15 protein-coding genes and 1 tRNA gene are annotated in these 18,380 nt (G+C 43.1%); 7 read left to right on the forward strand and 9 right to left on the reverse strand.

All coding sequences use genetic code 11. The annotated features are described in order from the left end of the window. The first annotated feature begins 21 nt into the window (after window positions 1-21). Complete coding sequence (locus BF9343_RS06105) at window positions 22-1,020, forward strand: glycoside hydrolase family 130 protein (protein WP_005786056.1); 999 nt, start codon at window positions 22-24, stop codon at window positions 1,018-1,020. Window positions 1,021-1,123: 103 nt separating this feature from the next. Here BF9343_RS06105 and BF9343_RS06110 read toward each other — a convergent pair whose 3' ends face one another. Next, window positions 1,124-1,597, reverse strand: a complete 474-nt coding sequence (locus BF9343_RS06110; RefSeq protein WP_005786060.1) for a Dps family protein — start codon at window positions 1,595-1,597, stop codon at window positions 1,124-1,126. A 141-nt stretch (window positions 1,598-1,738) separates the two neighbouring features. Here BF9343_RS06110 and BF9343_RS06115 point away from each other — a divergent pair, with 141 nt between their 5' ends. Next, window positions 1,739-2,665: a hydrogen peroxide-inducible genes activator gene (locus tag BF9343_RS06115; RefSeq protein ID WP_005816458.1), complete on the forward strand. Its 927-nt coding sequence runs from the start codon at window positions 1,739-1,741 to the stop codon at window positions 2,663-2,665. A 105-nt stretch (window positions 2,666-2,770) separates the two neighbouring features. On the opposite strand, the gene BF9343_RS06120 is transcribed toward BF9343_RS06115, so the two are convergent. Further along, window positions 2,771-3,523 (reverse strand): NigD1/NigD2 family lipoprotein, encoded by a 753-nt coding sequence (locus BF9343_RS06120; RefSeq protein WP_005786065.1) that lies wholly within the window; start codon window positions 3,521-3,523, stop codon window positions 2,771-2,773. 188 nt (window positions 3,524-3,711) lie between these two features. Between BF9343_RS06120 and BF9343_RS06125 the strand changes: the two genes are divergently transcribed. Together BF9343_RS06125 and BF9343_RS06130 are read left to right on the forward strand one after the other, a co-directional pair. Continuing rightward, window positions 3,712-4,260, forward strand: a complete 549-nt coding sequence (locus tag BF9343_RS06125) for an RNA polymerase sigma factor (protein WP_005786067.1) — start codon at window positions 3,712-3,714, stop codon at window positions 4,258-4,260. A gap of 54 nt (window positions 4,261-4,314) precedes the next feature. After that, entirely contained in the window at window positions 4,315-5,574 is a 1,260-nt protein-coding gene (locus tag BF9343_RS06130) for an outer membrane beta-barrel protein (RefSeq protein ID WP_011202363.1), read from the forward strand. A 232-nt stretch (window positions 5,575-5,806) separates the two neighbouring features. On the opposite strand, the gene pflA is transcribed toward BF9343_RS06130, so the two are convergent. Next, window positions 5,807-6,532, reverse strand: coding sequence for a pyruvate formate-lyase-activating protein (gene pflA, locus BF9343_RS06135; RefSeq protein ID WP_010992431.1), 726 nt, complete (start codon window positions 6,530-6,532; stop codon window positions 5,807-5,809). Between the two features lie 4 nt (window positions 6,533-6,536). Further along, window positions 6,537-8,765, reverse strand: coding sequence for a formate C-acetyltransferase (pflB, locus tag BF9343_RS06140; protein WP_005786073.1), 2,229 nt, complete (start codon window positions 8,763-8,765; stop codon window positions 6,537-6,539). Window positions 8,766-9,019: 254 nt separating this feature from the next. Here pflB and BF9343_RS06145 point away from each other — a divergent pair. Further along, window positions 9,020-9,104: transfer RNA gene (locus tag BF9343_RS06145), tRNA-Ser, on the forward strand. A 785-nt stretch (window positions 9,105-9,889) separates the two neighbouring features. Then, window positions 9,890-10,357, forward strand: coding sequence for a hypothetical protein (locus BF9343_RS06150; protein ID WP_011202400.1), 468 nt, complete (start codon window positions 9,890-9,892; stop codon window positions 10,355-10,357). A gap of 181 nt (window positions 10,358-10,538) precedes the next feature. Here the strand turns inward: BF9343_RS06150 and BF9343_RS06155 are convergent, their stop codons facing one another. After that, a complete protein-coding gene (locus BF9343_RS06155; RefSeq protein ID WP_010992435.1) occupies window positions 10,539-13,112 on the reverse strand; it encodes a hypothetical protein in 2,574 nt (857 codons plus the stop codon). Between the two features lie 51 nt (window positions 13,113-13,163). After that, on the reverse strand, window positions 13,164-13,562 hold the full coding sequence (locus BF9343_RS06160) for a PH domain-containing protein (RefSeq protein ID WP_005786097.1): 399 nt from the start codon (window positions 13,560-13,562) through the stop codon (window positions 13,164-13,166). A gap of 318 nt (window positions 13,563-13,880) precedes the next feature. Here BF9343_RS06160 and BF9343_RS06170 point away from each other — a divergent pair, with 318 nt between their 5' ends. Continuing rightward, window positions 13,881-15,536: a glycoside hydrolase family 31 protein gene (locus tag BF9343_RS06170; protein ID WP_005800839.1), complete on the forward strand. Its 1,656-nt coding sequence runs from the start codon at window positions 13,881-13,883 to the stop codon at window positions 15,534-15,536. 85 nt (window positions 15,537-15,621) lie between these two features. On the opposite strand, the gene BF9343_RS06175 is transcribed toward BF9343_RS06170, so the two are convergent. The 3 genes from BF9343_RS06175 to BF9343_RS06185 form a co-directional block, all read right to left on the reverse strand. After that, the gene (locus BF9343_RS06175) at window positions 15,622-16,095 is read right to left on the reverse strand and encodes a copper resistance protein NlpE N-terminal domain-containing protein (RefSeq protein ID WP_005786100.1); all 474 of its coding nucleotides are present in this window, start codon (window positions 16,093-16,095) and stop codon (window positions 15,622-15,624) included. A gap of 36 nt (window positions 16,096-16,131) precedes the next feature. Continuing rightward, window positions 16,132-17,421: a hemolysin family protein gene (locus BF9343_RS06180; RefSeq protein WP_005786101.1), complete on the reverse strand. Its 1,290-nt coding sequence runs from the start codon at window positions 17,419-17,421 to the stop codon at window positions 16,132-16,134. Window positions 17,422-17,577: 156 nt separating this feature from the next. Next, on the reverse strand, window positions 17,578-18,378 hold the full coding sequence (locus BF9343_RS06185) for a M48 family metallopeptidase (RefSeq protein ID WP_005786103.1): 801 nt from the start codon (window positions 18,376-18,378) through the stop codon (window positions 17,578-17,580). Window positions 18,379-18,380 lie beyond the last annotated feature (2 nt).

An 18,380-nucleotide genomic window follows, 5' to 3' on the forward strand; every position in this document is an offset into this window, starting at 1 on the left:
TAATATTAATTTAATCGAATCATGGAAGAAATTAAAATTGCAGGTGCTGCTTTGCCGGCTATGCCTTGGGAAGAACGTCCGGCAGGATGTAAAGATGTAGTGTGGCGTTGTTCGGCCAATCCGATTATTCCGCGCGACTTGCTCCCTACTTCAAACAGTATATTCAACAGTGCCGTAGTTCCGTTTAAGGATGGCTATGCAGGGGTGTTCCGTTGTGATGATACTAATCGTCGCATGCGTTTGCATGTGGGATTCAGCAAGGATGCTGTTCATTGGGATATCAACGAAGAACCGTTAAAGTTTCAATGTGATGACGCTGAGGTTGGAACCTGGGTCTATGGATATGACCCACGGGTTTGCTTTATCGAAGACCGCTACTATGTGACCTGGTGTAATGGCTATCATGGTCCTACTATCGGTGTGGCCTACACCTATGATTTTGTTACTTTTCACCAGTTGGAGAATGCCTTTATTCCTTTCAATCGGAATGGAGTCTTGTTCCCTCGTAAGATAAACGGTCGTTTTGCGATGTTGAGTCGCCCGAGTGATAATGGGCATACTCCTTTTGGAGATATTTTCTATAGCGAGTCTCCCGATATGGAGTTTTGGGGACGTCATCGTCATGTTATGTCGCCGGCTCCGTTCGAAGACAGTGCCTGGCAGTGTACCAAGATCGGTGCAGGGCCTATCCCGATTGAAACCTCGGAAGGCTGGTTACTGATCTATCATGGTGTATTGGCTTCCTGCAACGGTTTTGTGTATAGTTTTGGTTCGGCACTGCTTGACATCGATCAGCCCTGGAAAGTAAAATTCCGTTCGGGGCCTTATCTGATTTCACCTCAGAAGGATTACGAATGTATGGGTGATGTGCCTAATGTCTGTTTCCCATGCGCGGCGCTTCATGATTCGGAGACCGGACGGATTGCCATCTATTATGGGTGTGCGGATACAGTGACCGGGCTCGCATTCGGATACATTCCGGAGATTATTGAATTTACCAAACGTACAAGTATCATCTGAATCGAATAAAACAGAAAGGGTGTAGCTATCCCGCCGGGATGGCTACACCCTTTTGCTTGTATGGCTACACCTTTTCGGTCAGATGGCTACACCCTTTCGGCTGTTATCCGTTGTATGCAGTCAGCATCCAAACCATCTTTTCCTGTTCTTTCAGGTAGTCGCTCATCATGGCCACTGTTACTTCGTCGTTGTGTGAAGAGGCGAGAGACAGGATTTTACGTTCTTCCGCAATCAGATGCCCGTAAGTTTCGAGAATATGATTCAGAGCGTCGTCGGCCTTATTCACTCCGTCCACTTCCTTGATCTGCGCCATCTTCAGATAGTCACTGTATTTATTGGCGGGAGTTCCTCCCAGCATCAGTATACGTTCGGCTATTTCGTCCACCTTTTCGGCGGCTCCATTATATAAATCTTCAAACTTGCTGTGCAGTACGAAGAAACCGTGTCCTTTGATGTTCCAGTGAAATCCTCTCAGGTTTGCATAATGAATCTGAAAATCGGCAAGCAGTTGCTGTAATGACAGTACGATGGTGTTAGCTCCTTTTTCTTCCAAATGTGTATAATTTAAAGTCTTCATAATGATATTGTTTTTTTTGAGTTAATACTATATTTCTTCTTTTTATCTGGAACAAAGATACGGCACAAAATGATTCGTGTCAAACTGAAAATTTCTATCTTTGCATTGATAGATTCTATATCTTTAATAAATCAGAGAACGATGACTATACAACAATTGGAATATATTCTGGCTGTGGACCAGTTCCGGCATTTTGCTAAAGCTGCCGAGTATTGCCGGGTGACGCAACCTACTTTGAGTGCAATGATCCAAAAGCTGGAAGACGAATTGGGGGTGAAACTGTTCGACCGTAGCATGACACCGGTTTGCCCTACTGCCATTGGTAAGAAAGTGCTGGAACAGGCCCGTAAGATTCTTTCGGAAGTTATCTGTGTCAAGGAGATCATTAGCGAAGAACAGCACTCCCTGTCGGGTACATTCCGATTGGCAGTGTTACCGACGATTGCACCTTATCTTCTGCCCCGTTTCTTTCCGCAACTGATGGAGAAATACCCGGATCTTGATATACGGGTGATGGAGATGAAGACGCCCGACATTCGCAAGGCTCTGCTGACCGGTGAAGCGGATGCTGCTATCATTGCCAGCATGCTGGATGATGCCGCATTAACGGAAGAGACCTTATTCTACGAGCAATTCCTGGGCTATGTCTCAAAGAAGGAACCGTTGTTCAAGCACGATGTGATTCGTACGTCCGATGTGACAGGGGAACGGCTTTGGCTTCTTGACGAAGGGCATTGCTTCCGCGATCAGTTGGTTCGTTTTTGTCAGATGGAAGCGGTTAAGATCAGCCAAATGGCGTATCGGCTGGGTAGTATGGAAACCTTTATGCATATGGTGGAGAGTGGTAAGGGGATTACGTTTATTCCTGAACTGGCAGTGATGCAATTGAGCGAAGAGCAGAAAGAACTGGTCCGTCCGTTTGCTATCCCGCGGCCTACCCGTCAGATTGTCCTGGTGACCCGGAAAGACTTCATCCGCACCAGTCTGCTGCAGGTTTTGAAAGAGGAGATTCAGGCGGCGGTTCCCAAGGAGATGCTTACCCTGCAGGCCGTTCAGTGTCTGGTATAATACAAAAACGACGGCGATATTTTTCACAAACATCGCCGCCTTATTTCTTTTATGTATCAGAATTATTACTCGTTTTGCCTGATTGTGTAGGTGTTTCTTGTTGTTTTATTGAGAATGAAATGATTTTATTTTTAAGTTTTTGTCTTCGTTGATATCTATTGTGACATACTGTATATTGTCATAAATGGTGTTCACACGGAGTTTTATTCCTTTGGCTGTCGCCAATTGCTCGGCTATACTATCCAGCTTGAAAGAAACAAGGCTCGAACCCAATTGATTGGGGGAGTCATTAAAGGCATTATGCCGGAACTCCAGATAGATATATCCGTCATCTTTTATGGGACCTGTTATTTCGTTTTGTACCAAGTTCAGCATGTGTTTTTTATTTTCATTCATGCTGCCCAGATATTGATATTCGATGGTCAGATAATCTTTCGTAAGTGCATGCGCTGTGACGTTGATACGGTCGTCTCCAATGCTGTCTGCTGTAGCTTCCGTCAGTGGAATGATCTCTTTCGTCAATATATCTTCTATCGTGAATATTTTACCGTTCTCATATCCGGGCTTCTCTTTTCCCATCTGCAGATAGCCAACGAAGACTCTTTGACCTTCTGCAACAGTGTATTTCCTGTTGCGTATATCGGCCGTATCTGCCGGAAGTACATTGTCTCCATTGTCCAACGCAATGAAAAAGTCCCTTGGAGTGTCCGCATTGGGAATCTTCATTGTGCCGATGGCTAATATTCCACCCGGAGGACAAGTGACCCACTCGTCGTTGTTGGCATCGTCCAGACATGACTGTAAAATGGGCAATAACATCAGGATGACGGCAAAAGTTATTAAATTAAATTTCTTCATAAGTTTCTTGTTGGTTTTATCCTATTTATCCATTGAGATTTATTCTTTATTGTATTGAGAAAATGCAGGAAGTGATGAAATATTGCATCCTAAAATGTTAAAGAAACAAAAGTGATAAAAGAGTTGTTCTCTCTGTGCAGTATTTCTATCTTTGCTGCATTTATGAAGGTAAACACGTGTTTAGGAGAATGAATGAATTAGAGCTGTCGGAACGTTGCAGGCAGGGAGATAATCGTGCCCGCAAAGAACTTTATGAGCAATACGCAGGGCGCATGCTTGGTGTCTGTCTTCGTTATGCCGGAGACAGGGACATGGCACAAGACTTGGTACACGACGGTTTCCTGAAGATTTTCGACTCCTTCGACAAGTTTACCTGGCGGGGTGAAGGCTCTCTGAGAGCATGGATGGAGCGTGTAATGGTGAATACGGCTTTACAGTTCTTAAGAAAGAACGACGTGATGAACCAGACCACGGCACTGGATGAAGTTCCCGAAACGTATGAAGAACCGGATGCTTCGGCTGTTGAAGCAATACCACAGAAAGTGCTGATGCAATTTATTAATGAACTCCCCGCCGGATATCGTACCGTATTCAATTTATACACCTTTGAAGATAAGTCGCACAAGGAAATCGCACAGATGTTGGGGATTAATGAAAAATCTTCTGCCTCACAGCTTTTTCGCGCAAAAAGTGTATTGGCAAAGAAAGTGAAAGAATGGTTGGTGACCAATGGTTGACATGTATTTACAGATACTGAGGTGAACCTTGGATTTCAAAAATGAAATAGAATGATGAAAGAAGACGAAAAATGGATTAAAGCATTCAAGGATAAGCTCGAAGATTATTCGGAGCCGATGCCTGCTTCCGGTTGGGAACGACTGGAAAGGGAACTGATGCCTGTAACCGAAAAACGAATATATCCGTATCGCCGGTGGGCGGTTGCTGCGGCAGCTGTGGTATTGGTGCTAACGACTGCTGTCAGTTTGTATTTTCTGAATAGTCCGGTAGCTGATGAAATCCGTTATGCAACGGCTCCTTCACTGGCTGTCAACCCGGATGTATTGCCGGAACCTGCCTTGCCGGATGTACAGGTAGCTGTATCCGAACCAGTTAAGCCGGTAGGAACGACGAGTATTAACCCTGTTTCGGGCTATTTGGCAAAGAATACTGATCCGGTGATTGTTCCGGAGGTATCCTCCCTGGTAGAGAAGCGACCGGAGGCAGTGACGGAGGAAAAGAGATCTGAGCCGCAACAGGAAGCAATTGCTGCAATCGAGAAAAAAGAAAGTGCGACGGCGCAGCCTCCAAAGAGGAAAGAAGCGCGGCGACCGTCCGGTAAAGACAAGTATCAGTTGCCTATCGGAGACTCTTCTGCTAAACGTGGTGGTAAATGGTCGATGGGAGTGGGTATCGGTAATGGAGGTGGACTTCCGACAAATGGTTCCGAAAATTTTGCGCCCCGTCCGATGACTAACAGGGTCGACTTGATGACGATCATGAATGGAGCTGTGAGTATTCCTGCCGATCAGGAAGTTATATTTGAAGAAGGAGTCCCTTACCTGAAGTCCAATACAACTGCCGTGGTGGATTATGAACATCATCAGCCGGTTAGCTTCGGACTGTCTGTACGTAAGTCTCTTCCCAAAGGTTTCTCTGTAGAGACGGGATTGACTTATACGTTGTTGTCTTCTGACATCAAACGGCAGGGGGATACCAAGATGCAGAGTCAGAAATTGCATTATATAGGTATTCCTGTACGTGGAAACTGGAATTTTCTGGAAAAGAAATATTTTACACTCTATGTATCTGCCGGAGGAATGGTTGAAAAGTGTGTTTATGGAAAGTTGGCGGATGATAAGGTGAATGTGAAGCCTTTGCAATTTTCTGTAGCCGGTGCCGTGGGAGCGCAATTCAATGCGACAGATCATGTCGGCCTATATGTGGAACCGGGAGTTTCGTATTTCTTTGATGATGGCTCCAAAGTACAAACCATCCGAAAAGAAAGGCCTTGTAACTTTAACTTGCAGGCAGGATTGCGATTCACTTATTAAAGTAGGATGGCAAAAAATATGCCGGTTACATTATCTCCCTGTTCTTGCCTTGTATTGTAATGAATTAAGGCAAGAACAGGGAGACTTTTATATCGTGACTTACAAAATTATAAATAAGTGCAGTCGTCATAATTCACCGCAGAATGAACTTAATCTGTTGATTGCCAATGAATCTTTATCTGTGTAAATTCGTGTAATCTGTGGCGAATACGAATTTCGACACTTATATAAGTCAATTTACTTGTACGGTCCGGAAGTATTGCCTGAATAGTTTTTCAGCCTTTTCTATCTGCTCCGGAGTATTCTCTTTCACTCCTTTCAGCATATATTCTTTGTTCATTGCTTCATATTTGTGAACACCCAAGGTGTGGTAAGGCAATATTTCTACACGCTGAATCATCTGGTACGTTCCAAGATGCTCTCCCAGCTGCCGGATATCGTCTTCGAAGTCACTGTAGCCGGGCACTAATACGTATCGCAACCAGAATGGTTTATGATTGGTTTCAAGCCAGGCTGCGGTTTTCAGGGTCTGCTCGTTGCTTCTTCCGGTTAAAGACTGATGATGTTCCGGATTAAATTCTTTGATATCTAATAAAACCAGATCAGTCAATTCCAATAGTTCCTCTACATCATTGTTCCATAGCCCGCCATTGGTATCAAGGCAAATATGGATTCCTTTTTCCTTTAGTCTTTTAAAAAGTGGGATAAGCGATTTAGCTTGAAAAGTAGGCTCTCCGCCGGAAAAGGTGATACCTCCCTTTTTACCGAAGAAAGCTTTCTGACTGACGGCCATGCGAACTATTTCCTCAGGGTCGGTTGCTGTCCCTCCTTTGGCTTCAATTGTGTCCGGATTGGCACAATAGAGGCAACGGAAGTTACACCCTTGAAGGAAAACGACGAGCCGGAGACCCGGCCCGTCGAATGTTCCCATTGACTCGTATGAGTGTACGTTTATCATTCAATTACATTCTTTCGTGAAAACTGCGGCTGATTACTTCCAACTGATGTTCGCGGCTCAATTTCACGAAATTAACGGCATATCCTGAGACACGGATAGTCAGTTGCGGATACTTTTCGGGATGTTCCATCGCATCCTGCAACATTTCCCGGTTCAGCACGTTTACGTTCAGGTGGTGTGCGCCTTTTGTAAAATATCCGTCCATCATGGTCACCAGATTGTCGATACGGTCTTCTTGTGTTGCTCCCAATGATTTGGGAACGATTGAGAATGTATTGCTGATACCATCCTGTGAGTCGCGATAACGCAACTTGGCTACAGAACTCAGTGAGGCGATTGCACCATTTTTATCACGTCCGTGCATGGGGTTGGCACCGGGAGCAAAGGCAATGCCTTTGGCGCGTCCGTCAGGAGTGGCACCGGTCTTCTTGCCATACATTACGTTCGAAGTGATAGTCAGCAGCGAAAGGGTAGGACGGGCATTCTTATATACGGGGAGTTTCTTTAATTCTTCGCTAAAGAAATATACCAGGTCCACACCCAGGTGGTCTACACGGTCATCGTCATTACCGAAACAAGGGAAAGCACCTTCGATATCGAATCCCTCCGTCAGTCCGATGTCGTTGCGACGGGCTTTCACATGTGCATATTTGATGGCGGACAGTGAATCGATGGCGATTGAGAGTCCGGCTACACCATAAGCGAGGTTAATGCGGGGATCAGTATCCACGAAAGCCATCTGCGCCTTTTCGTAGTAATACTTATCGTGCATGTAATGTATGATATTCATTGCTTCGTTGTATACACGTGCAATTTGTATCAATACTTTCTTATAGTTGGCCATTACTTCTTCGAACTTCAGTGTTTCACCGGTCAATACAGGGATGTCTTTTACCATAACTGTACCTGTATTTTCGCAACGTCCTCCGTTGATAGCCAGTAGCAGGGCTTTGGCAAGGTTGGCACGTGCGCCGAAGAACTGAATCTGCTTTCCGATTTCCTGATATGAAACACAACAAGCGATTCCGTAGTCATCCGATTGACGGACTTCACGCATCAGGTCGTCGTTTTCGTATTGTACGGAAGAAGTGTCGATAGATACTTGTGCACAGAATGCTTTGAAACCTTCGGGTAACTCAGGGCTCCATAGTACAGTCATGTTAGGTTCCGGTGACGGGCCTAAGTTATAAAGTGTCTGCAAGAAGCGGAAAGAAGTTTTAGTAACTTTGGTACGTCCATCATTGAAACGTCCACCGATAGATTCGGTCACCCATGTGGGATCACCCGCAAAAATATCGTTGTACGACTGCATACGCAAGTGGCGTACCATACGGAGTTTGATAACGAATTGGTCGATCAGTTCCTGAGCGAATGTTTCGGTTATCGTACCCTGGCTTAATTCATATTCAAGATAGATGTCGAGGAATGAAGATACATTACCCAGTGACATGGCAGCACCATCCTGCTCTTTTACGGCAGCCAGATAAGCCATATACACCCATTGTACAGCTTCCTGTGCGGTATATGCCGGTCGGCTCAGATCCAAACCATAATATTCGCCCAATACTTTAATCTCTTTCAGGGCCTTGATTTGCTCGGCTACTTCTTCACGAAGACGAATGCGGGCTTCAGTCATAGGACCTGTCAGATTATGCAGATCTTCTTTTTTAGCTTCTATCAGACGGTCAAGACCATAGAGAGCCAGGCGGCGATAATCACCGATGATACGTCCGCGTGCATAGTTGTCGGGAAGTCCGGTAAGGAATCCCAATGAACGGAACGAACGAATTTCTTCGGTATACACATCGAATACCCCATCATTGTGAGTCTTGCGATAGTGAGTGAAGATATCCTTAACTCTGTCATCTACTTCCACTCCGTTTTCACGGCAAGCTTTCATAACCACATTGATTCCGCCAAACGGTTTGATGGCACGTTTTAACACCTGATCGGTCTGTAGTCCGACGATCAGTTCGTTCTCTTTATCGATGTAGCCGGCAGGGTGAGAGGTTATAGTAGATACAGTTGTGTAGTCGAGTGCACGAATACCATTATTGTTTCTCTCTTCTTCGAGAGCTTTGAGACAGTGATTCCAGACAGCTTTGGTGCGTTCGGTAGGTCCTTGCAGGAAAGAAGCATCCCCTTCATAAGGAGTGATGTTGTTACTAACGAAATCCCTTACATTGATTTCTTTGCTCCAAAGTCCATCTTTAAAGGTCTTATTCAGTTCCATAAAATTAATCAGTTAGTGGTTAGTTATCCTTTAGAGCGCGCAAATTTACAACCTTTTTTCGGTTTAGGTATATAAAAGGGTCCTATTTTATGTTGAATAGCATAAAAATACCTATTTATGGGGAGAAGCCAGAGGGCGGTTATTACTTTCAAATATACTTTTCTAATATTTTTTTGCGGAATAATTTGCAAGTTAAAAAATGATTCGTACCTTTGCAGCGCTTTAAGAGAAAAGCACTACTTAACCGTAGTTCTGGAGAGGTGGCAGAGTGGTCGATTGCGGCGGTCTTGAAAACCGTTGTACTGCGAGGTACCCGGGGTTCGAATCCCTGTCTCTCCGCTGAAAACAAAAAAACAAAGTTATAAGTCCTTGAATTTCAATAATTCAAGGACTTTCTTTTTTTAGTATATAACATATCAGTCTGCATAATAAAGAACGAGGAGCAACGTAGATCAATGATAACCCTTGAGGACCTACCTTATATGTAGAATAGTGGGAAAATCGATTTTATTTGTTCCGCTACTTGAGCAGATGTCATTACCACACCGTCGGTGTCTAGTTGTAAATGCAATAGTTGAGGCCTCTTATATAGACCGTTGGCTTGAACGTTACTTTTTAAGGAGCGACACACATTATCAAAGTTTATAAATCAAAGCAAGGTTCTATTTTTTGTATTCCTTTTGTAAGATATATAGTCGGGCTATTCCTTTATTTCAGTGTTTTGCTATCCTCTAATTCATTATACTACATTCTTTTTTACTTTTTTCTATATATCAGTAATTGACCTGAGGTCGACATTATTTAAAAGATTTTCAGTTGTCGTCATTTGTGAAATTTACACCAATGGCTGGTTGTTTTTTAAAGAGACAATAAACGGTAATGGCTGATAGCGTGTTGGCTATGAAATGAATACTAACTTTATCTTCGGTGACTATAGTGGTAAGTTGTTAAATCTTATGATTGAATATTCTAACTTAAATGATTTTATTGCTGTATTCCTATTTTTTTAAGATAACAGATTGATGAATTATATCGTATTCACGTTAAATTAAATAATTTATGAGTGATGAAAATCAAAGCTTTTGTCTATCTTTGTAAATAGACTTAATTCTAAAATAAATAGTATGGCAAAAGAGTTGAATTTTACATTGGAAGGTGTACAAGGTGATTTAAAGTTGAAATACGGTCCTTTTAATCAACGTTTATACCAAGACGGAAGAGAGATCAAAAAACAAGGACGATTCAATCCGAAATATTATGTGATTAACACCAATGGGGAAAAAGAAGAAATAAAGGTTGTCTATGGTTTTGATTTTGTCCATGTCGCTGTGTTCCGCGGACAGAAAATCGATCTGGAGGAACGGCTATCTATCCGCGAATACATAGTGGGCGGTCTGCCTGTGTTACTTGTCTTTCTAGGTGGGTTGATTGGAGCCTTGTTCGGCATCATGGGTGCTACGTTCAATTATAATCATATGCGGCAGGAAAAGTCTTTTATGAAACAACTGCTTGTTTCCCTGGGCGTTTCCATACTCTGCTATGTAGCTTATTTTATATTTGCTATTGGTGTCCAGTTGATAGTGGCTAGATAGGCTGGAAAGTAAAAGAAAGGTGGCTTCGCGGTTATTCCGTATGCCACCTTTTTTAGTAAACTTCTGAATGTCCTCCCCACGGATGATGGCAACTATCCATATTGGGAAAAGTAAAAACAGGCGAAAGGAAAAATGAAAACTGTATTTTCTCTGTATTCTTTCGGGAGATTCCCGTTTTTTATCAATTCCCGTAGGTACCGATTAATCCATTCGTTGTGATAGTTTCTGCACTTATTTTCAGTTTCCGGCATCTACTGTTATTATAGAACCGGATATGTGCTTTTCCCTCCTTATCCGGAGTGACAGACGGATTCCAGTATAATGTACGACGATAGTCGGGGACAGGAGGGAGCACAGAATAATTGGGGTGATAGAATTCTTTAACTTGGCTGTAACCGTCGAGCCATGTTTTTCGGACACCTTTCCCTGCTTCTGTCGGTATCTTACCTTCCGGATATGTTTCGATCAGTACGGCACAACTGTATAAGTCGGATACATCGAACGGGGTCAATCGCGGATCTGCATACTGGCAAATCGTAGATAGATTTTCAGTGATATAAATCGATTTAATGGCTTCGAGTCTTATATATTTGTATTTATTATAATCCATTTCTGTATGCCGGGTGCGTTCATAGTTGATTACGAAAAGTGGCATTTTACTTTTATAATACAGGTAATTTCGTCCTGAAACAGGACTGAAATTTTTATTCATGTTCATCATAAGTTCGTGTATGTCGTCACCAATAAATTTTCCACTGTCTTTTATGTCGTCCAGTTCGGAATGTACATCATAATAAGCAATCGATTTCGAACGGCTTTCATATATCTCTTTTTCTTTGGTTCTCTTTTTGGCTTTGATAGTTACCTCTTTTAAACGGTAGTTCTTTTCATGGTTACCTGTCTTTGCCAGCGAATCTGCGTAAGCGGCAAAGAAGGTTTCGATATCCTCTTCAGGTAGGGGAGTGGTTTCCACTTCGGGCATAAGTTCTTTCTCTTTTTCTGCATTGGCAATGCTTACCTGCATATCCGCATAATGATATTTTCGGGGGGCAGGACTGAATAGCCTATCCAATAAAATACGGTAATCTTTCTTTTTTCTATTGACTGTAACTGCCAATATCAAGTCCCATTTTCCATATATATCGGATATTAGTGAGAAGTGTCCTAAACTATCTGTAGTGATGGCTTCGATGAAACTGCTGTTTTCCTCATTCTCCCCGCGTTTCTTCAGGAAGCAGGACACTTCTACGTTAGGCTTGGGAAGTTGCCGGACGAAAGAGACAACCTGCCCTCGCGTTTCGATACCTTGCTCCGGTCCGTATTTAAGGTCAAGAGACTCAATTCCTGTCATTTGTTTCCAAGAGTAGCGGCGCCATCCCTGCACTCTTAATAAGAGATCGATTGCCTTGCGGCGTGTATCGTCCCGGGATTTGAAATAATATTGGGGATTGTTGACATATCCTTTTATTTCGGACATTAATAAAAGATCGGTCAACATATTGTGCCCTGATTCTACTTCATTCATGCCGTCTCTCACAGATAGGGCAAATGGGGTTTGTACCGGAATCTTTTCTTTTCCGGTCAGGGTGAATTCAAGGTTTACCAATTCGTAAGGGTCGTATGTCTCTTTGTCTGCCTGTACCTGAACGGATAATTGCTCTTTGGGATAGGTAAATATCAAACGATCCGATAGGACCTCTCCGTTACTGTTGAATAACGCGATTCGGGAAACTCCGGGTACTAATTTACTTTTATCTATTTTGAAGCGAATCGTTTCATTACCTTCGACATCGATCAGGCAGAATTTGTATAGTTTGCCTCCGCTGATGACTGCCAGTCCCAATACGTCGGAGGGGGTATTGGAATTCTTTTGCACTGCTATTTCAATGCTGTCTGTGTATGATAAATTGTCGGCATGTAATATATATCCTTCCGGTAAGGCTTCCGGCATATTGAACTGGTGCTTTTTGCCATTAAATTCGACTATTGCTTTTTGTTTCTCTCCCGTGGGCGTGTAATTGAAAATTCCCCGTCCATCATGTGTTACATTGAAACGGGCTGTTTCTTGTTTTTCTTCGTTAATAACAATACCGGTGAGGGTAATGGGGTTTCCATAGGTATCTGTCGCTTCAAAAGCCACTTCGGATTCTATCCCCCGAACCAGATTTCCACCTTCGGGGAAGAACTTTAAATTTACTTTTTTACCTTTTGTCGGTTTGGGACGCTCCAGCGGGTAGTTTCCTGTCGCATATTTCCGCATCTCTTTTTCCGTAAAGTCGCCTTCTGCCTTAGGTTTGTCGAAAACCGGCAACAGTCTTGAGAAAATGATATCTCCTCCAAAATTCAGCATATATTTTGTGTAGGCACGAATTTCATAAAATCCTGAATAAAACGGGAGTTGGCCTAGTGTGAAATCTCCGTGGCATTGTCCGTTTTCTATTTTTAATGTCCGTTTGTCGATAACTTCACCACCGGGATTTAATAATTCGACATATAAAGTCTTGCTCAGGTCAGTGGCCGGATGCAGGTCGGAAGTGACCAGGAAACATTTAAACCAGATATTATCACCTTGGTAATAACTGGTATTGTCAAATTGCATGTAAACCTTCTCTTGAGGGATATATTTGGAAAAATTATCGATCAGGTAGGCGTATTGGCTTAGTTTTTGGACAATACTGTCCGTGGTTTGTGCAGATACACTCAGGCAAAACAGGTATAATAGCAAATGTACCTTTAATGTTTTAGGTGTTTTCATTTCGTATCTTGGGTTAGATGGGAGATTGGTTTTTCCGTTGTGAGTCCTGTCTTAAATAAAGTTCTTTACTCTTACATCAGGATTCGTCTTTTGCAGGGCTTTTATCAGTTCCCGGGGTGATTGGGGATCTATCATGACAAACCCGGTGGCGTGTCTGATCTTTATTTTCTGCATGCCCAAGGCATGGCGAGTATACGTAACATCGGTGATATGACTGAATGTTCGTTTTTGGCGGAAGAAGTCATTTACTATTTGTAAATCTCCGTTTTTCTTGACAATGTATTTGCAGGATGTTTGTGAAAAATAGATGGTTGCACTGGGACCTATACATGCGGTACCTATCCAGATTGCTTGTATAGTTATGAAACTGATCGCAATGCATGCTATTATACCTATGGCGAACAACCAAACTCCTAATTGGGGATTTCGCGCTTTAAATGTTTGTTCCATCTTTTTTTAGATTGTATGTGTAACTGTCTGATAAAGATAGAAAAAAATATAATGAAAGAATCTTTTTTCTATTCTTTTCTGAATTGTGGCTGCGAAAATAATTATTTAGGGCCTGTTGGATTCCGAAAGTTCCGGTGAAAAAGATAAAAGCTTCTCTAAACCACCGTGGCTGCGATCGATGAAAAATAGGCAAGGGAGATTTGAACAGGTGCGTGCTTGTAATATGCAAAATTCGGACAAGAATTTGGAATCGGAAAATTTAGATTCTGTTTTTATGCGGGAAGCTACAGTCCGGAAATAATAATTCTTTGCCGATAGATGATCTGTTCTTTCTTTTTTATCTATTTTTGCCCCTTGAGAATTTTAATTATTAATCTAACTATCATGAAACGAAAAGCGACTTTACTATTTCTCGTGACATTCGTGCTGCTGCTCGGTGCAGTCGCACAGGAAAAATTGAAAACAGTGATCGAACCCCTGCAAAATGAAAGATGGTGGGGTGGATTCGTGGCTTTAGGAAATCAAATGCCATTCAATGATCACTTGCGGATGCAAGACATGTCACGCAATAATATGAACAACCAAGTAGTGCCGTTCATGCTTTCTTCGGAGGGCAGGTATATCTGGGCCGAAAATCCGTTTTGTTTTGAAGTAAAGGATGGGCAGCTGATTATTTATTCAGACTCGGAAAAGATAGAGCCGGTGAAGGCCGGAACTACGCTGAAAGAGGCTTTGCTGGCTGCATCGGCTAAACATTTTCCACCTTCGGGAAAGATTCCGGAACCTACTTTCTTTTCTCTTCCGCAATATAATACCTGGATTGAGCTGATGTATGATCAAAATCAGGAAGACATTATGAATTATGCCCATAAAGCTGTGGAGAACGGATTTCCTCAGGGGGTGTTTATGGTAGATGATAACTGGCAGAGATATTATGGTAACTTTGACTTCAAAACCGAGAGGTTTCCGGATCCGAAAGGGATGACAGACGAGTTGCACCGGATGGGATTCAAGGTGATGTTGTGGGTGGCTCCCTATGTTTCGCCCGATAGTCCCGAATTCCGTGAATTGGAAGCAAAAGGATATTTGTTGAAAGATAAAAACGGGCGCACGGCCATTATTCATTGGTGGAATGGTTACAGTGCCTGTTATGATACCACAAATCCGGAGGCTATGAATTATCTGAAGGAACAGTTAAAAGCCAATCAAGAAAAATATGGTATCGACGGATTTAAGTTTGATGGTGGAGACGTAGCTTATATGACAGGAGAGTATACTTTTCATGATAAGAATGCCAATGTGAATACTTTTATGGAAAAATGGGCTGAGATAGGTTTGAGTTTTCCTTACAATGAATTGCGTGCATCTTGGAAGTTGGGTGGCCAGGCATTGGTACAGCGGCTGGGTGATAAAGATTATTCTTGGCGTGCGACTCAGTTATTGATTCCCGATATGACTGCTGCCGGATTGTTGGGGCATTATTATACTTGTCCCGATATGGTAGGCGGAGGACAATTCGGAGCTTTTCTGAATGTGAAGAAATTTGATGAAGAACTTATTGTACGTTCGTGCCAGGTGCATGCCCTGATGCCAATGATGCAATTCTCGGTAGCTCCTTGGCGTATTCTCAGTAAAGAGAATGTGGCTATTTGTGCGAAGTATGCCCATCTTCACCAGCAAATGGGAGATTATATTTTGGAGTTGGCAAAACATGCGTCAAAGACCGGTGAACCCATTGTTCGCCACATGGAATATCAGTATCCTCACCAGGGATTCATCGATTGCAAAGACCAGTTTATGCTGGGGGATAAATATCTGGTAGCTCCGATGCTGACATCCGGAACAAGCCGTACCGTAATGTTGCCAAAGGGTAGATGGAAAGATGATCGGGGCAAGGTGTTTAAAGGGCCGCGGACAATGACAATAGATGTTCCCCTTGAACGTTTGCCATATTTTGAGAAACTGACGAAATAATTTCTGGGCCGATAAAACAAGAAAAGCCACACTGTCAATATGTACAGCGTGGCTTTTGTTTTTGTAAGTTTAAGCTAATTCGGCGTTACTTTACACGGATAATGTTGTAATTCAGATCGCTTTCCGATACTTCCAGGCTGTCATCAGCCAGTGTCAGGGTAGTATCATTGGCAATTACGAAATAAACAGGTTCACTTCCGTCACTCGGATTCAGTTTGATGGCCGTTTTCTTTTTATCTTTGACGGTTTTCTCCACTTTTACCGGCTTTCCTTTAGAAGTAAAAGTCTTGTCTTTGCCTTTACCTTCAGCATCCAGATAAGTGACGTCCAGTGTATACGTTGTATCGGTTGCGTTCGCCAGTGTGTTCAAAGTTAACACGTAACGGATACCCGGACCGTCAGCAGCAGGAAGCACACCTTCATATACCTGGGTTTCTTCCATTGTGGGTTCCATAGCTACTGCCAGACTGTCTGCGACTGCTTCTTCAGCTTTCGTTCCTTTTGATTGGCAGGATACCAATGCAGCAACGACGGCTGCTAACATAATTACTTTTTTCATTGTTAAGTGCTTTAAATTAATATAAAAAGTGAGTTGCTATTCCTCCTCTTCTCTCTTAATAACCAACAGCTTATCGACTCTTCCACGGTCCATATCCACTACTTCGAACTGAAGGTTTTTGTAAGTGAATATATCTCCGGCTTTGGGAATACGTCCTATCAGGAACATAGCCAATCCGCCTAAAGTTGTAAAGTCTTCCGATTCGATATCATCATAAGAGAGTATTCCCATCTCTTCCATAAAATCTCCGATATTCATTGAAGCCTCTACCAACAAGGAGCCGTCCTGTCGGCGAACGATTTCCTCTTCTTCCGTATCGTCCTCTTCCAGAATGTCTCCAAAGATACTTTCGGTCAAGTCATGCAGGGTAATGATTCCCTCTGTGCTGCCATACTCGTTTACAACAACTCCGAACTTATTTTTGTTCTTCTTAAATAGCTCTAAAACTTTTTTAGCGTATAAACTTTCGGGTATAAACAAGGCGGGACGTGCGATTTCTCTAAGGTTGAATTCCTGTTCGCTACCTATCATCAGTATGATATCTTTCACAGAAACCACACCTGCTATTTCGTCGGTGTCGTCATCAATCAGGAGGTATTTACTGAAATGCTCGTTGTCGATGATCTGAAGCACTTTCTCTTTGCTGTCAGTCGTATGTAGCACCACCAGATCACGTCGGTGAGTCATCAGTTCGTTGGCACGTTTATCCGAAAAGCGAAAGACATCACGTAGCATTTCGGTTTCTTCTTTGTCAATCACACCCTGCTCCGAGCTTTGGTGAAGAATCATTTTCAGTTCTTCCTGAGTCATCAGGCGTTCTTCGCTTTTCAGACCGATCAGTTTGTTGAGCAGGCGGGTGGAAATGCTGAGCAACCAGACAAAAGGGAATGAAATCTTGGTCAGCAGAATCATGACGGGACTCAGCAAGGTTGCATAGCGCTCGGGATTGCTGAGAGCGATGGATTTGGGTACAAGCTCACCGATAATCAGTGACAGGTAGGTAATGACGATTACGGTTGTGATCATGGCCAGGTCCTTTGCATAGACTTCGGCTCCCGGTATCATGGCAAAGAGCGGAGTCACATCATCGGCAATGGCTACTCCACCGAAAGCACCCGATACGATACCGATCAGCGTGATACCAATCTGAATGGTAGAAAGAAATTTTTCGGGTTCTTCCAATTGTTTCAATACTCCCCGGGCAGATTTGTTCCCTTTGCTGACCAGGGTTTCCAGACGTGCTTTACTTGAGGATACTAAGGCAATCTCGTACATGGCAAAAATGCCATTCAGTACGAGTAAAAGAATAATTACTAAGAATTCCATATAAGTTTGAATAGTTTCATGACCGCAAATTACACCAAAGTACGGACTCACGCAAAAACTATCGGAATTATTAATGAATTTTTTCAAAAATACCGAGGCCGGACCTCATATATTGGGATCCGGCCTCGGTTAAACTCAGTTTTGTGGTTCTCGAACTTACTTGTTCTTAGTATAGTTGTCTGCTTTTTCTTTGGCGCGTGCTACACGTTTGGCTGTATCGGGGTGTGAAGAGAACATTTTCTGGAATTTAGACTCTTTGGGGGCCTCGGCTGAGAGTTCCAGTAGTTTGTTCAGAGCATTGTACATTGCATACGGATCAATGTTATGTTTGATGCTGAATTCGAAACCATAATCATCGGCTTCGCTCTCTTGCTTCTGAGAATATTGGGCACCGGCTAATGCTTCTGCCATAGCTCCCAGTTCCGAATCAGTCAGTTTGGAAACGGTAGAGCTGGCTGCTCCTGCAGCATTCTTTACTGCCGAACGAAGATATGCACTCTTCATGGCATCTTTAGAGTCTGTATGAATCACGTGACCGATCTCATGTCCGACAACTGCCATCACTTCATCGTCCGTCATAATATCCATCAATCCGGCACAGATGCGGACACTGCCGTCACCACAGGCAAAAGCATTCACGTCGACAACCTCATATACTCCGAAATTCACTTTCAGTCCGTCTACTTCTTTGATATGTCCGGTCAGTTTCTCCAGGCGTTTGCCGTATTCGCTGTCGGCTGCGGTCAGCGGATTGTGGGTGTCCATCCATTGCATGTATTCTTTGCTCATGGCTGCGATGTCCGAATCGGACAAGGTGATGGCTTTCGCTGCGTCGCTACCGGCTTGTACCACTTTGCCTACATTGATTTTCTTTCCACCGATTTTGAACTGTGCGGATGCTGTCGTGAAGCACATTCCGCATAAAAGTGCCGCAATAAAAACAATTCTTTTTTTCATTT

It is taken from the genome of Bacteroides fragilis NCTC 9343 (assembly GCF_000025985.1).
GTDB lineage: Bacteria > Bacteroidota > Bacteroidia > Bacteroidales > Bacteroidaceae > Bacteroides > Bacteroides fragilis.